Source organism: Fibrobacter succinogenes subsp. succinogenes S85 (assembly GCF_000146505.1).
Lineage (GTDB): Bacteria > Fibrobacterota > Fibrobacteria > Fibrobacterales > Fibrobacteraceae > Fibrobacter > Fibrobacter succinogenes.
Genome location: NC_017448.1, coordinates 2,023,333 through 2,038,226, shown reverse-complemented (window position 1 = coordinate 2,038,226; position 14,894 = coordinate 2,023,333). Strand labels below are relative to the sequence as shown.

Here is a 14,894-nt window from a genome sequence, read left to right as displayed (position 1 = left end):
CGAGCGCATCTTGAGTCACGCTTGTCGCGAATCTCGTTAACGCTCGGCGCTTCTCGCTTTTGCGTCTCGCGGCACTTGCCGGCCGCGATTCTCACATGACATTTCTTTCGTCTGTAGCCAGCGAAGCTGGCATCCTCTCGACTAGTAGCGGTAGTGATCAGCCTTGTACGGGCCTTCGACCGGCACGCCGATGTAGTCGGCCTGGGCCTGCGTGAGGCGGGTGAGGTGAACGCCGAGCTTTTCGAGGTGGAGGCGTGCGACCTTTTCGTCGAGGATCTTCGGGAGCGTGTACACGACGCCACTTTCGTACTTGATGCCGGCGACGGTGTCCTTGCCCTGGGCGTTGAGCCAGAGGTCAATCTGTGCGATGGTCTGGTTCGTGAAGCTTGCGCTCATCACGAAGCTCGGGTGACCGGTAGCGCAGCCGAGGTTGAGGAGGCGGCCTTCGGCGAGCACGAGGATGCTGTGGCCGTCGGCGAAAATCCATTCGTCGTACTGCGGCTTGATTTCGTTACGCTTGATGCCCGGAATCTTCTTGAGGCCTGCCATGTCGATTTCGTTGTCGAAGTGGCCGATGTTACCGACGATGGCGCGGTTCTTCATCTTTTCCATCTGGGCGGCGCTGATGATGCCGGTGTTGCCGGTGGTGGTCACGAAGATGTCTGCGTAGCTAACGACTTCGTCGAGAGTCTTGACTTCGTAGCCTTCCATGGCGGCCTGGAGTGCGCAAATCGGGTCGATTTCGGTGATGATCACGCGAGCGCCCTGACCGCGCAGGGACTGGGCACAGCCTTTACCCACGTCGCCGTAGCCGCACACGACTGCGATCTTGCCTGCCATCATCACGTCGGTGGCGCGGTTGATGCCGTCGATGAGGGAGTGGCGGCAGCCGTAGAGGTTGTCGAACTTGGACTTGGTCACGGAATCGTTCACGTTGATGGCCGGGAACTTGAGGCGCTTGGCCTGAGCCATTTGGTACAAGCGATGCACGCCGGTGGTGGTTTCTTCGGAAACGCCCTTCAATGCTTCGCGGGCGCGGGTCCACTGTTTCGGATCCTTTTCGAAAATTTTGCGGCAGGTGGCGAGGAACACGCCCCATTCTTCGCTGTCGGTTTCCGGGTTGAATTCAGGCACCTTGCCGGCGTCTTCGAATTCTGCACCGCAGGTCACGAGCATGGTGGCGTCGCCACCGTCATCGACGATGAGGTCGGCGGTCTTGCCATCCGGCCATACGAGTGCGCGGGCGGTGTTTTCCCAATATTCTTCCAAGGATTCACCCTTCCAGGCGAAAACCGGCACGCCCTGCGGATTGCTCACGCTGCCGTTCTTGCCAACCACGACGGCGGCTGCGGCGTTGTCCTGCGTACTGAAAATGTTGCAGGAGACCCAGCGCACGTCTGCACCGAGGTCCACGAGCGTTTCGATGAGAATGGCGGTCTGCACGGTCATGTGGAGGCTACCCATGATGCGGGCGCCTGCGAGCGGCTTCTTGCCTGCATATTCCTTGCGGAGAGCCATGAGGCCCGGCATTTCAGTTTCGGCGAGGTCGAGTTCCTTGCGGCCTTCGATCGCAAGGTTGATATCCTTAATTTTGTATTCCATAAAGAATCCTTTGTTTTGCGGCACGGTTTTAGCGACCATCTCGTAATAGCTGCAAACCGCGCATTTCTTATTTATGCGTAAATATAGTTATATGCATAGATTTAGTCAAGCTAAATCGGTCGCGCAATGTCCCTAACGGCCAAATTTACTCCATGAACAGCATCCCGCGGAGGCGCAAGCCTCTTTCGCGTTGGTGCTTTTCGTTTTCCCATTGGGCGAACTTGATGAATTCCACTTCGAATCGGGCGCCCTCGGTTTCGAGGACCTTTATGTCCTTATCAAGCCAGTTTTGCTTTGGTACGTAGAAACTGAAAACCTTGCTGCTTGTCGAGTCAATGTCCTTGAGCGGATAATTGAAAAATAGCGTGTCGTTTCGCGTCACGAGGTCTTCGTGTTTGAACGTATAATCCACGTATGCGAATTTGCTGAAATTTTCGGGCATCGTGTGGAGTTTGTCGTTTTCAACAGTCCTGCTAATGGAACGGTACTTTTTGACGATGTTGGACAGGTTGCTTTTTTCGGGGAAGAACCGATAAAGTTCTTTGATGGATTGAAAATGGAGCATTTTCACTTGGTAGGCGATGATGCTTGCCGTGTGTCCGTCTTTATCCCAAAGGTCCGAGAAAAACTTTTTCGTGTCTTTTTCGCTGAGCGGGTACGCTGTGTAGCCTTCGTTTACGAGTGTTTTCTCGATGTTCTTGAGCCACGCGTTGCGGATGATATTTGTTTCGCTGAAAGGGCCAATCAAGGATACTGTAGCTATCACGCAGAGAATGATGGCTACATATTTAGATGGAATGGTTTTGGTAATGCAGTCAAGTATAACGACTATGCATAAGAAAATGCAAAATGCTAATGCGTTAAAACGGCTAGGTGTAATGCCGTATTCAGAAATTCTTTGGATAATTGCAATTGTTGCTGTGACAAAGGGGAAAATGCAAGTGTAGGAGAGAACTCTGGCGATTGTCTTTTCAGAAGAACGTTCGGGTTTTATAATTGCTGGATAATATTCGTTTTGGATGATGAACACGCAAATTAAGGCTACGTATGCCAGGGAAAAGATTGTTCCTGTTGGGAGATTCCATTCTTGCAGGGCTGTGATGTCATAAATATGGACGACGACGATATAAATGGCGTAAAGTGGTAAAAATATGTGTTTGAAGCAATCAAAAGAAAAACTGAACTGCTTTGACCTTATCTTCAATTTTATGGTGGTTGTAAAGTTTTTTAAAGTCGGATTTTCTTCGATGCATTTGTCAATGGACGGAATGCCCGCCATGCACAGGACGGGAAATATTGTGAAGACAGAAAAAAAGAATGTTAACGCCAGTGCGCTTAAGCCGGGGTCTCTGCTTCCATTAGATAATGCGATAATTGCAACTAAGAGTGCAAATGTTACAATGATAAATAAAACTGTAACCCCAAAAGACATGAGGACTGGGGCGCATATCTTGTTATGGAAAAACCATAATGCGTTGTCGTTTTTTTGATTCCAAAACGGGCCGAAACACGCGGCTAATCCAATAATGCAGTAAATGTATATGATTGTATGGCCTATGGATTGTTTGTCGCCAAAATTATCAGTAGAGACGTAAAGAATACTGAGTGTAAATGAAATGACAAGCCAGCTCACGCTTGTAAGAATTTGCGGCGTTTTGCGAGTGCTTTTTCGCGATTCCTGGATGAGCGATGTCGTGAGGGCGATGAGCATGGCTGCGACAGGATAAAATGTGGCCCAGAATGGGAATAAATGATCGCGAATAGAAACTAAATTATAGTCTCTGATTGTAAATAAGTAGCTGAACGCAACTGATGTCAAGAACGCAAACGCAATGGCGAGTGGGAACCGCTTGAACGCGGCCAAAATCAAGCTTGGGTATTCTTTAAGTAATTTCAACATTTGCTTTAAATATAAGATAAGTTCGAGAATATTGCAAAAAGAAGATCCCGCAACAAGTGCGGGATGACAAAGAATGCAGAGACCGGGATGACGATGTAATGAAGAATGTTACTGGATTCTTCACTCCCTGAGGTCGCTCAGAATGACGATGCTAACTAATTTACTTCTTTATGCAGCGGACGGGGATAAATTCGCCGTTTCCTCTAGGGTCAATGCTCGAAAAAACAGAGGAAAAATCACCAGTTCTAACGTATTCGCCTTCTTCTAGCCAGAACATGTTATAATTGTGAGAATACCAACTTCCTCCGCTGTACTCTATACTACCATCCAATCGCAAAGATAGACCGAATTCGTCCGTTGCATTTCTATAAATGCCTGTTACATGCGATTCTTTTACAAATAGTTTAAGAGTTTCATTTGTTTTAACATTGTAGCTTATGGTTTGCCAATCTTCTTTACGGGGGAGTCTCCATCCTTCTGGACAAGCTTTCTTAGATGCGTTGACAGTATAGAAACGACTTGCTCCATTGCAATATTTGTTTTTGTCTTCATCAACATCTCTGTAAGCTAGACTTTTGGGGCATCTGCTTTGATTTGAAAAAAGTGTGTCGGAACTATCGTAATAATCTATATCTTGAGCAAGCCATGTCTGCCCTTCATATACGGTGGTCTTATAGACGTGTCCGTCGCGAGGGTCGGTAAAGGTTCCATATTCAAAATCAGGATTGAAGAAGTATTCCGCTGGCAAGTCGGCAGATTCTGATATATTACGCCAATATCCTTCGTGACATATATACGTGACATTCCTATAAACTCCCCAATCGGCTTTTATGCGTGATCCATTTTCATTGCAAATTTGGCCGTTTATTTCTTTGCCTTGCATTTCTAATGTTATCCACGATTTATTCTCGCATACAAAATGGTCTTTTCCGATGGTAATGATTGTATCGCCTACGTTTTCGTTGCAATACGGCATATTGGAACACTTTCGCCAGATGTTACGAAGGATGGCGAGTGAATTAGATACTTCATCTCCATAATAACAACCTAAGTTCAAATACATTTTGGGAAGGTAATCTAGGTCTGCAAAGGATATTCCATTGATGCAATAATTTTCCGGTTCAAGTTTGCCGTCTGCAAAATCTTCTACTATTGCTGGGGACAGTTCGTTTGTACCTTCGTTTTCGTACAAGAAGAATAGAGTATCTTCTGATGGTTTCTTTTCACGGTTCTTGTACAAGAAGAACAAAGTATATTCTAATTGCTCGTCAGTAATTTGAGGACGGTCTTGGAATAATGTATCTAGTCCGAGTTCGCGGTAAAGTTCTTCTGTAGCCATGTTTTTTGCGGAATCGGAATTAAGCCCCTGTTCTGTAAGGGCTGCAACGCGTTTTGCAATAAATGCATCTACCACACCATACGTTGCAACTGCCTTCAATGCGCGTGGAGAGACTGCGCACTGTATTGGGGGAGGGAAATGAATGCCGTCGATGCTGGAACTAGATGAATTTAATGTTTCCGAACTAGACGACAATGATTTTTGGCTAGATGATAAGCGTTCTTCGCTCGAAGAAGGCTTGGTTTCGCTCGACGAGCTTTCGGCGGAACTTTCTGCAACGCTCGAAGAACTTTGTAGAGCGAGCGTGTTCTCGTCTTCCCAAGTCCCTGCAACATCATTGGTGCAGGCAAAAAATGCGATGGAGCAAACGAGAAATAAATATCTCAACTGGCTCATTGTTGTCCTCCTTTTTTGCAATCCCTTTTGCTTATTTTGTCCGTTAGCGGAAAAAGTTGTAAGTTCAGTCGATAGACCTGGTTGATGTTCTTGCATTCGCGGGCGATGTCAATCACTTTTTTGCGGCAGTCGTTGATAACGTCAACGATGCGGGCGTAGGCGGATTCGTCGATGCCCATGGTGACGCCCGAAAAATTGCGTTCTTCGACGGGGTCTTTTTCGATGGAACGTGTGGCGAGTGCTGCCATCTTCTTGTTCATGGTGCGGATGGCGAGCGGGATGGCTTCCTTGGAACCTTTGATGGATTTTTCAGTTTGTTCGTAAGTGCCATCGCCCGTTTTGACGAGGAGTCCTGATTTTACCAGGAATTGCAAAATTTCGCGGACGTTGAGCGCCGATGTCTTTTCACGGATTTTATCGGCGATTTCGCAGGGGTTCGCATTTGGCATGAGCGGGGCGAGTTCACGCACGATGGGGCAGGTGGGCATCTCGTAGTAGCGGAATGCGTCTGCGTCGAGGATGCGTATTTTGTTCATGCTCGCTTCGCGCCCGAGTTCGCGAAGTGCCTCCTCCTTTTCTGTAGCACTTTTCGCGTTCCCGAATTTGACGAGCAGCCCGAAATAGGTGTAGTCGAATCCTTCTAGCCCCATGGCTCGTGCGACTTTTGCTATTCCTGGCTTGCTCAGGCGCGTATTCCCGTCGCAGACCAGCTTGAGGTAGGTCGGGGAAACAAAACCGGCAAGGCTTGCAAATTCTCGCCAAGTAAAGTAAGATGTCCTTTTACGTTCTTCGTAAAAGTCTCGCATGTAAAGGCGATAATCGTTGTATTCGATTATTGGTTTCATGAAATTAAAAATATTACAAAAATTGTGTTTTTATAATAAAAAATGGCATTTTTTTACAAATTTTTTTGAAATTTTTAAAATATGATACAAGCGTGTGTCATTGGTGTGGTAGTTGGTAGAGCTTAGTGACGTCATCCTGAACGTAGTGAAGGTATAGACAATAGACTCTATCGCCTTTGGCTCCAGAGTGACAGAAGCTGTAGGATCCAGTGATGATTTACTTTATAAACAGTAACCCGTCGATTCTGAGCGATCGTCCGGTTTTGGACCATTGCTCCGTATGCAATTCCCTAATCCCTATTATAGCGCTGTCCGTTTCAATGGTGTTTAAGGAATCTATCTCAAGTTCTTGCTTGGTAATGCGGAAATCGTAAGTGGAATGCTTTGAAGTGTCTTGGTCATCTGTAATAGTGATTAAGAACGAGAGCGTGTCGCCACGGTATTGAAAATCGTCGTTATCGAAATCAAGATTTATGAAGAATGCTTGTTTTACGCCTTGGGGAATCTTAAGCGCATTCTGGTTGACATTGCTGATGTTCGCTTCGAAGGTATCGAATATTTCGGTGGTGTCTTCGCTTGCACTCTTTTCCATGGCATCTCGGACGAGTCGGTCGATGTCCTCTAGAGATCGCTCTGTAGAAAAATATTTGGAAACGCTTGCATTTTCTGAATTACTTGTTGAAAGCATGTACGAAAGGATTTTTCTTGAATCGGAATCGTTGTTGTTCCTGAGCGTCTGTATGAATTTTTCGGTGCTTGCTTCGTTCAGCGGAAATTCGGTGTAGCCTTGTTTGGTAAGTTCGTTTTTGATTTTATTTTGCCAAACGTAATTGATGCTATTCGGTGCGCTTAGCGGCCCTACGCAGACGATGAGGAGTATGGCGCAAAAGGCAATGGCCATGTATTTGGACTTGCATTCGATTTTTTTGATGAGCAGTATGGCTATGGCGATGTAGAAAAAGATGTTGGTCGCGATAAGGTAGATGATCAATTCGTCTATTTCGTCGGCCATCAACTGGAATATGGATAAAGTCATCAAGAGGACGAGAGGGAATATGGCGATGGGGAAAATTTTGAGGACTTTCTTTTCGAGAGTCGGATTGGGATTCAGACGTGACGGGTACATGACGATGTTTAACGCCAGCATGAAAACCATGAAAGTGACGACGAGCCAAATGATGACTTCGTACGGAATGTCCTGTATGATGAAAAATTTGAGGATGTAGCAGTAAAAGAGCGCTATGGAAACGGCGAGTACCGGGATGAATAAAAATTGGCAAATGCTTGTGACGAATTTGCTTGACGTGGGTGTTGTCTCTAGGCATTCGTCAATGGTTGGGAGTGTCGAAAAGAACAAGAGCGGCAGTACGGTGCTCGTACAGAAAATGAATATGTATAAGAAAGGCCTTTCGGAAGGGTCTGTAAAACCAAATAGGCCGAAGAATCCTAGAAAGAGGAGTTCCATTGCAAGAAGTAGAAGCCCTGCAACGATTGTGGCGACGACGAGAGATTTAACTGTTTTCGTCAGGTGGACCCAAAAGGCGTTTTCGTTTTTTTTGTTTAAAGAATGGTGCGACGAATAGGCCCAAAAAGATTGTCGTGTATATGAAAACGAGCGCTCCTATGGTCTGGCTCATTTCATAATCGTTTAATGTGTTTGGATAGAGGACTATCAACCATGAAATGACAAACCATGCGATGCCTGTAATGGCTTGGATTTTGGGGTTTCTGTTTTTTAGGGCTTCTTGAACGAGTGAAGTGTTGAGGGCGATGAGCATCGCTGCGATGGGATAAATCGCAAGCCAGAGGATGAATCTGGCGGATTGTTCGCTGGGGATGTTAAAGCTTTCGCAAACAATTAAGAATGCGATGGTCGAGAATACGGCAAATAATGATGCAAGAGGGAACCTTTTAAACGCCGTTGAAATTTGGTTCGGGTATTTCTTGATTGCTGTAAAGTCCATTTTCCCTCCAAGTTCTTTTGTGTTGCTCGCATATCCCACACACCGTCAATGACTGGAGCCTTCACATCCCTCACACCGTCATCCTCGACCGTCAGGGAGGGGATCCAGGGCTCATTTCCCTTCTTTTTCCTGCCGCTCTTTCTTTAACTGCTTCAACTGCGCGAGTTTTTCACCGAGCGCTTTTTCGCGCCCGTACGGCTTGGGTTCGTAAATCGTCGTGCCGACAAGTTGCGTGGGCAAGTGCTCCTGCGCAGAGTATCCGCCCGGGCTGTCGTGATCGTACTCGTAGCCGTTTCCGTAGCCGAGCTGTTTCCCGACGCGTGTCACTGAATTGCGGTAGGCACGCGGCACGGGGAGCGTACCGGTCTGCTTCACGATGGAATCGGCCTTCATTCCCGCAAGTTCAATACTATTGCTCTTGGGCGCAAGCGCCAAGTAAATCGCGAGCTCGTCGAGTGCGATCAAGCCTTCCGGGATTCCCATAAAATCGTATGCTTCGCGGGCGCTTGTCGCAAGCAAAAGTGCGTTCGGGTCTGCAAGTCCCACGTCTTCCATGCTCATGCGCATCAGGCGGCGCAAAATGAATCGCGGGTCTTCGCCACCCTGCAGCATTCTGTGGAGCCAGTAAAGAGCCGCATCCGGGTCGGAACCGCGCACGGACTTGTGCAATGCCGAAATGAGGTTGTAATGCTCTTCGCCGCTCTTGTCGTAGCGCAGGGGCTTCTTGTACTGGAATTCCTCGAGCAGCTTCTCGTCGATTTTCTTGTTGTCGCCGAGGTTCTTGCCTATCCATTCAAGCTGGTTCAGCAAAAATCTTGCATCGCCTTCGGACTGCGCGATAAGCTTGTCGACAACGGAGTCTTCGACTTCAACGTCTTTGAGCTGTAAACCGCGTGGGTGGTCACGCAATGCGCTGAAAATCAAAGTGCGCAAATCTTCTTTGCTTAACGGCGCAAAAAGGATCAGCTGGCAACGGCTGAGCAAAGCCCCATTCACCTCGAAACCCGGATTCTCCGTGGTCGCTCCGATGAGCGTTACCGTGCCGTCTTCCACGGCGCCGAGGAGTGCGTCCTGCTGCCCCTTGTTAAAGCGGTGGATTTCGTCGATGAAGAGGATTGTGTCCATGAACGCCTTCTTCATCTGGCGAGCGTCCGCGAGAACTTCCTTGACTTCCTTCACGCCGCTTGCAACTGCCGAAAGCGCGACAAAGCGCTTCTTGGTATGCTGGCGGATCACGTGGGCGAGGCTCGTCTTTCCGCAACCCGGAGGTCCCCAGAAAATCATGCTGGGGATGGAGTCGTTTTCAAGACTCTTGCGCAACAGGCTCTGCTGTCCAAGAATCTTGTTCTGTCCGAGAAACTCGTCCAGGTTTTGCGGGCGTAGGCGTTCTGCTAAAGGGGCGTCCATGATTATACTATATAAAAATTAATCGCTAAAAATCTTGTCTTCGACTTTCTTGATGCATTCGGGCTTGTCGCGTGTCGGGACTCCGCCTTTCGTGAATACGTGTACGGAATAACCGGTCGTGCAGAGTTCGCCGTTCAAAGTCACCTGGTAGAGGAACTTGTACTTGCAGCGTCCTTCGTGTACGAGCTTTGTTTCGACATCAACAAAATCGCCAAAGCGGCACGGGCGCTTGTACTGCACGTTGAGTTCGAGAACCGGGCTTGCAAACCCTTCGCGTTCCACTTCGTCGTAGGGGGCGCCTACAGCGCGGAAAAAGTCCACGCGGGCCTGTTCAAACCAGATGGGGTAGGTAGCGTGGTGGACGACGCCCATAGCGTCAGTTTCTGCGTAGCGGACTTGAATGCGGGTCTTGAAAGAAAAGTTGTTTTCCATGTGTAATTATATAGGGGGTGTTAAGTTCGAACAACAAATTAGAAAAGCTAAAAGGGTTTGCTTACTGAACTTTGTCATGCCCGCCGCCGAGCGAGCATCTCCTTGTGTTAGTGTGTTTTACGAAAGAAAATATAGAAAATTTCCTTAAAATTAGTGCTCATTTTTTCACTTAAAAATCTATCAACACTCAACTAACACTCTTTACGCTAGTTTGTTTACGTGTATTTTGAAAAATTTCATTTTTTTTCAAGAAAAAACGCAATTCTTGTTGACAAGACTAGGTAAATCTTATTAAATTTGCCACGCTTTAGTTCCTCAAGTGAACTGAGGCGAGAAGCGCCAAAGTAGCTCAGCTGGTAGAGCAGCTGATTTGTAATCAGCCGGTCGTAGGTTCGATTCCTATCTTTGGCTTTACATAATGGGTCGTTGCCCGAGTGGTTAAAGGGGACGGACTGTAAATCCGTTGGCTTACGCCTACCGTGGTTCGAAACCACGACGGCCCACGACAATCAGCCCTACGGTGTCTAAGGCATCGTAGGGCTTATGCCCAGGTAGCTCAGTGGTAGAGCACTTCCTTGGTAAGGAAGAGGTCTCGGGTCCGACTCCCGATCTGGGCTCTCACTAAAATGGAGATAGAATAATGGCAAAAGAACATTTTGACAGAAGTAAGCCGCATTGCAACATCGGCACCATCGGTCACGTTGACCACGGTAAAACCACTCTTACTGCAGCAATCTGCACGACTCTCGCTGCTAAGGGTCTCGCCGCTGCAAAGCGTTTCGATGAAATCGACAACGCTCCGGAAGAAAAGGCTCGTGGTATCACGATCAATACTTCTCACGTCGAATACACCACCGCTAACCGTCACTACGCACACGTCGACTGCCCGGGGCATGCTGACTATGTGAAGAACATGGTGACTGGTGCTGCTCAGATGGACGGCGCTATCCTCGTTGTTGCCGCTACTGACGGTCCGATGCCGCAGACTCGCGAACACATCCTTCTCGCTCACCAGGTTGGCGTGCCGAAGATCGTCGTGTTCATGAACAAGTGCGACATGGTTGACGATGCTGAAATTCTCGACCTCGTCGAAATGGAAGTTCGCGAACTCCTCTCCAAGTATGACTTCGACGGTGACAACACCCCGATCATCCGTGGTTCCGCTCTCAAGGCCCTCGAAGGCGATCCGGAATACCAGGACAAGGTCATGGAACTCATGAACGCTTGCGACGAATACATCCCGCTCCCGCAGCGCGATACCGACAAGCCGTTCCTCATGCCGATCGAAGACGTGTTCACGATTACTGGCCGCGGCACTGTCGCTACTGGCCGTATCGAACGCGGTGTCGTTCGCTTGAACGACAAGGTTGAACGTATCGGTCTCGGTGAAACCACCGAATACGTCATCACCGGTGTTGAAATGTTCCGTAAGCTCCTCGACGACGCTCAGGCAGGTGACAACGTTGGTCTCCTCCTCCGTGGTGCTGAAAAGAAGGACATCGTCCGTGGCATGGTTCTCGCAGCTCCGAAGTCTGTCACTCCGCACACCGAATTTAAGGCTGAAATCTACGTTCTCACGAAGGACGAAGGTGGCCGTCACACGCCGTTCATGAATGGCTACCGTCCGCAGTTCTACTTCCGCACCACCGACGTTACTGGTACGATCCAGCTCCCGGAAGGTGTCGAAATGGTTACTCCGGGTGACACGGTCACGATCCACGTGAACCTCATCGCTCCGATCGCTATGGAAAAGCAGCTCCGCTTCGCTATCCGTGAAGGTGGCCGCACGGTTGGTGCAGGTTCTGTAACCGAAATCATCAAGTAATCAGGATTAAAAATGCCTAGAGAACTCATCGTGCTTGAATGCACAGAATGCAATCAGCGCAACTATGATTGCGACAAGAACAAGCGTCTTCATCCTTCCCGCGTGGAATACAAGAAGTACTGCCGCTTCTGCCGCAAGCATACTGTTCACAAGGAATCCAAGTAAGGAAGTCCGAATAGGTCGATAGCTCAATTGGTAGAGTCACGGTCTCCAAAACCGTTGGTTGGGGGTTCGAGTCCCTCTCGACCTGCTCACTTCCCGGAGAAAAAATGCGTAAGGTTCAGCAATATGTATCAGAATCTGTCCAAGAACTGAAACAGGTTACTTGGCCCACTTGGGAAGAGCTTAAAGGTTCTACTCTTGTTGTAATGCTTTTCAGCGTTATCATGGGATTCTATATTGCAGGGCTCGACTTTGTGCTCTCTTGGATTGTCAATTTCATCATGGGTAGAGGTTAGTGTATGTCCATGCAGTGGTATGCCGTTCACACCTTTACCGGTCAAGAAAACAATATCAAGAAACGCCTTGAGCAAATGATTGAGCGCGAAGGCGTTCAAGATAAATTTGGACGTATTATCGTGCCTACTCGCGAAGTTGTTTCCAACGTTCGCGGTAAGCGTCGGATAAGCGTCCAAAATTTGTTTCCTGCATATATCATTATTGAAATGGAGCTGGACGAGCTCACCCAGCACCTGGTGTCCACCATCAATGGTGTCACCCATTTCGGCGGAATGACTCGCGCTTCTCGAGTACCTATTCCGCTTCGTCAGAGCGAGGTCGATCGTCTTCTGGGTGTTGATCCTGAAAACTCCATCGAAGGCGAGATCCAAATTCCGTATACAATTGGCGAAAATGTCTGCATCAAGGAAGGTCCGTTCAAGGGCTTTGTGGGCGTCGTAGATGAAATTATGGAAGCCAAGATCAAGGTCATGGTTTCCGTTTTTGGTCGTTCTACGCCAGTCGAACTCGCCTTTAACCAGGTTGAATCCGCCGACGCATAATTGATTACGGTCTTTGAAACGGAGATAATACAGTGGCAAAGAAAATCACAGGTTATATTAAGCTCCAGATTCCCGGTGGCGCAGCTAACCCAGCTCCGCCGGTAGGTCCTGCCCTTGGTCAGAAGGGCGTGAACATCATGGAGTTCTGCAAACAGTTTAACGCTAAGACTCAGAATGACAAGGGCATGATTGTGCCGGTCGTCATCACGGTCTACGCTGACAAGAGCTTCACCTTCATCACGAAGGTCTCGCCGGTTCCGGCCCTCATCAAGAAGGCTACTGGCGTGCAGAGCGGCTCTGGTGAACCCAACCGTAAGAAAGTTGGCAAGATCACTCAAGCCCAGATCACGGAAATCGCCCAAAAGAAGATGCCGGATCTAAACACAATCGACCTCGAAGCCGCCAAGCGCATGGTTGCGGGTACTGCTCGCTCCATGGGTATTGAAGTGGTTGACTGAGGCAGGTAATTCACCGTTACGTATCTGACAGGAAAATTTCATGTTCAGAGGAAAAAAATACAAAAAGATTGCTGAATCTTTCGATCGCACCAAAGCGTACGATTTGAAGGAAGCAATCGAAATACTCAAAAAGTCCGAATTGAAGTTCGACCAGACGGTCGAAGTACACTTCAATCTCGGTGTGGACCCAAAACATTCCGACCAAGTGGTTCGTGGCACTGTCGTGCTTCCGCATGGTACCGGTCGTCAGGTCCGCGTCTTGGTGTTCTGCAAGGACAACAACCTTGAAGTTGCCAAAGCCGCAGGTGCTGACTACGCTGGTGGTGCCGACTTGGTTCAGAAGATTCAGGAAGGCTGGCTGGATTTTGACGCCGTCGTTGCTACTCCCGACATGATGCCGGTGATTAGTAAGGTCGCACGTGTCCTCGGTCCTCGTGGTATGATGCCGAGCCCCAAGGCTGGTACGGTGACTGTTAACGTCGCTCAGACCGTCAAGGAACTCAAGGCCGGTAAGATTTCCTACCGCGTTGACAAGGGCGCTAACGTCCACGCTCCGGTTGGCAAGCTTTCCTTCACTGCCGATCAGCTCGTTGAAAACACGAAGTCTGTCATCGACTCTGTTGTGAAGAACAAGCCTCAATCTTCTAAGGGCACTTACATCAAGAGCCTCACATTGACGGCTACGATGGCCCCGGGCATCAAACTTGATATGGCACTGACGCGCTAGGAGAAACCATGAAAGCTGTAGTTAAAAAACAACAGACCGTGGACGCGCTCGTCGAGTCCTTCAAGGGCGCTACCGCCGTCTATCTGCTCAATTTCCAGGGCATCACTGTCGATAAGGACAATGCCCTCCGCAAGGCCCTCGCTGCTAAGGGTGTCAAGTACCACGCTGTGAAGAACACTCTTCTCAAGCGCGTTCTCGAAGCACTCAAGGTTGAAGGTCTCAACGACTCCCTCACTGGCGCAACGTCTGTGATGGTCGGTTTCGAAGAAGACCCGCTCCTGCCGGCTCGCGAAATTGAAGCATTCCACAAAGCAAACCCTGATTTCTTGGTTGCCAAGAGCATTTACCTTGATGGCAAGGCAATGCCGGGCTCCGAAGTCGTGAACCTCTCCAAGATTCCGGATCGTAAGGGCATGATCGCAATGATCGTCTCTATCGCTCTCGGACCTGGCTCCACGATCGCCGGTCAGCTCAAGACCCTCCAGGAAAAACTGGAAAAAGAATCGGGTTCCGAAGCAGCCCCTGCTGCAGCGGAAGCTTAACAACAAACCACAAACCAAAAATTTTAAACGGAATAATCGGAGAAACACATCATGGCAACTGATATCAAGGCATTGGGCGATCAAATCGTTGGTCTTACCCTTCTCGAAGCCAAGGCTTTGGCTGACTACCTTAAAGAAACCCACGGCATCGAAGCCGCTGCCGGTGGCGCTGTAGTTATGGCTGCAGCTGCTGCAGCTCCTGCTGAAGAAAAGACTGAATTCGACGTCATCCTCGCCGAAATCGATCCGGCCAAGAAGATGGCTATCCTCAAGGAAGTTCGCGCTATCACGGGTCTCGGCCTCGCTGAAGCTAAGAAGGTCGTCGAAACTGCCAACAGCGTCATCAAGGAAGCTGCACCGAAGGCTGACGCCGAAGCTCTCAAGAAGAAACTCGAAGAACTCGGAGCAAAGGTTACCCTTAAGTAATGCTTTTGCTGCATTAATTCTTCCTTACCA

16 protein-coding genes and 4 tRNA genes are annotated in these 14,894 nt (G+C 48.7%); 12 read left to right on the top strand and 8 right to left on the bottom strand.

Going from position 1 to position 14,894, the window contains the following annotated elements; all coding sequences use genetic code 11:
* Positions 1 to 141: 141 nt before the first annotated feature.
* The 8 genes from ahcY to FSU_RS08285 form a co-directional block, all read right to left on the bottom strand.
* Positions 142 to 1,602: an adenosylhomocysteinase gene (gene ahcY / locus FSU_RS08320; RefSeq protein WP_015731971.1), complete on the bottom strand. Its 1,461-nt coding sequence runs from the start codon at positions 1,600 to 1,602 to the stop codon at positions 142 to 144.
* Positions 1,603 to 1,747: 145 nt separating this feature from the next.
* The gene (locus FSU_RS16555; RefSeq protein WP_338031730.1) at positions 1,748 to 3,235 is read right to left on the bottom strand and encodes a DUF4153 domain-containing protein; all 1,488 of its coding nucleotides are present in this window, start codon (positions 3,233 to 3,235) and stop codon (positions 1,748 to 1,750) included.
* A gap of 427 nt (positions 3,236 to 3,662) precedes the next feature.
* A complete protein-coding gene (locus FSU_RS08310) occupies positions 3,663 to 5,237 on the bottom strand; it encodes an FISUMP domain-containing protein (RefSeq protein WP_014546000.1) in 1,575 nt (524 codons plus the stop codon).
* Positions 5,234 to 6,082: a TIGR02147 family protein gene (locus FSU_RS08305; RefSeq protein ID WP_014545999.1), complete on the bottom strand. Its 849-nt coding sequence runs from the start codon at positions 6,080 to 6,082 to the stop codon at positions 5,234 to 5,236. Before FSU_RS08305 ends, FSU_RS08310 begins: the two co-directional genes overlap by 4 nt.
* A 217-nt stretch (positions 6,083 to 6,299) precedes the next feature.
* Positions 6,300 to 7,547: a DUF4153 domain-containing protein gene (locus FSU_RS08300; RefSeq protein ID WP_041917836.1), complete on the bottom strand. Its 1,248-nt coding sequence runs from the start codon at positions 7,545 to 7,547 to the stop codon at positions 6,300 to 6,302.
* A gap of 46 nt (positions 7,548 to 7,593) precedes the next feature.
* Positions 7,594 to 8,046: a hypothetical protein gene (locus FSU_RS08295; RefSeq protein WP_041917835.1), complete on the bottom strand. Its 453-nt coding sequence runs from the start codon at positions 8,044 to 8,046 to the stop codon at positions 7,594 to 7,596.
* Positions 8,047 to 8,157: 111 nt separating this feature from the next.
* A complete protein-coding gene (locus FSU_RS08290) occupies positions 8,158 to 9,453 on the bottom strand; it encodes a replication-associated recombination protein A (RefSeq protein ID WP_014545996.1) in 1,296 nt (431 codons plus the stop codon).
* An 18-nt stretch (positions 9,454 to 9,471) separates the two neighbouring features.
* Positions 9,472 to 9,885, bottom strand: coding sequence for an acyl-CoA thioesterase (locus tag FSU_RS08285; protein WP_014545995.1), 414 nt, complete (start codon positions 9,883 to 9,885; stop codon positions 9,472 to 9,474).
* A 338-nt stretch (positions 9,886 to 10,223) separates the two neighbouring features.
* On the opposite strand from FSU_RS08285, the gene FSU_RS08280 reads away from it, so the two are divergent.
* The 12 genes from FSU_RS08280 (at position 10,224) to rplL (ending at position 14,864) form a co-directional block, all read left to right on the top strand.
* Positions 10,224 to 10,296, top strand: a tRNA-Thr gene (locus tag FSU_RS08280).
* Positions 10,297 to 10,305: 9 nt separating this feature from the next.
* Positions 10,306 to 10,388: transfer RNA gene (locus tag FSU_RS08275), tRNA-Tyr, on the top strand.
* 42 nt (positions 10,389 to 10,430) lie between these two features.
* Positions 10,431 to 10,502 (top strand) — tRNA-Thr (locus FSU_RS08270).
* A 23-nt stretch (positions 10,503 to 10,525) separates the two neighbouring features.
* Entirely contained in the window at positions 10,526 to 11,710 is a 1,185-nt protein-coding gene (tuf, locus tag FSU_RS08265; RefSeq protein WP_014545994.1) for an elongation factor Tu, read from the top strand.
* Positions 11,711 to 11,722: 12 nt separating this feature from the next.
* Positions 11,723 to 11,875 (top strand): 50S ribosomal protein L33, encoded by a 153-nt coding sequence (rpmG, locus tag FSU_RS08260; RefSeq protein WP_014545993.1) that lies wholly within the window; start codon positions 11,723 to 11,725, stop codon positions 11,873 to 11,875.
* 12 nt (positions 11,876 to 11,887) lie between these two features.
* A tRNA-Trp gene (locus tag FSU_RS08255) sits at positions 11,888 to 11,960 on the top strand.
* Positions 11,961 to 11,979: 19 nt separating this feature from the next.
* Entirely contained in the window at positions 11,980 to 12,168 is a 189-nt protein-coding gene (gene secE / locus FSU_RS08250) for a preprotein translocase subunit SecE (protein WP_014545992.1), read from the top strand.
* Positions 12,169 to 12,171: 3 nt separating this feature from the next.
* On the top strand, positions 12,172 to 12,711 hold the full coding sequence (gene nusG / locus FSU_RS08245; RefSeq protein ID WP_014545991.1) for a transcription termination/antitermination protein NusG: 540 nt from the start codon (positions 12,172 to 12,174) through the stop codon (positions 12,709 to 12,711).
* A 32-nt stretch (positions 12,712 to 12,743) separates the two neighbouring features.
* Positions 12,744 to 13,169 carry a 50S ribosomal protein L11 gene (gene rplK, locus FSU_RS08240; RefSeq protein ID WP_014545990.1) on the top strand — a complete coding sequence of 142 codons (426 nt, stop codon included), beginning with the start codon at positions 12,744 to 12,746 and terminating at the stop codon, positions 13,167 to 13,169.
* 40 nt (positions 13,170 to 13,209) lie between these two features.
* Positions 13,210 to 13,896 (top strand): 50S ribosomal protein L1, encoded by a 687-nt coding sequence (gene rplA / locus FSU_RS08235; protein WP_014545989.1) that lies wholly within the window; start codon positions 13,210 to 13,212, stop codon positions 13,894 to 13,896.
* Positions 13,897 to 13,904: 8 nt separating this feature from the next.
* Positions 13,905 to 14,438, top strand: a complete 534-nt coding sequence (gene rplJ / locus FSU_RS08230) for a 50S ribosomal protein L10 (RefSeq protein WP_014545988.1) — start codon at positions 13,905 to 13,907, stop codon at positions 14,436 to 14,438.
* Between the two features lie 51 nt (positions 14,439 to 14,489).
* Positions 14,490 to 14,864, top strand: a complete 375-nt coding sequence (gene rplL, locus FSU_RS08225; protein WP_015731969.1) for a 50S ribosomal protein L7/L12 — start codon at positions 14,490 to 14,492, stop codon at positions 14,862 to 14,864.
* Positions 14,865 to 14,894: the final 30 nt, after the last annotated feature.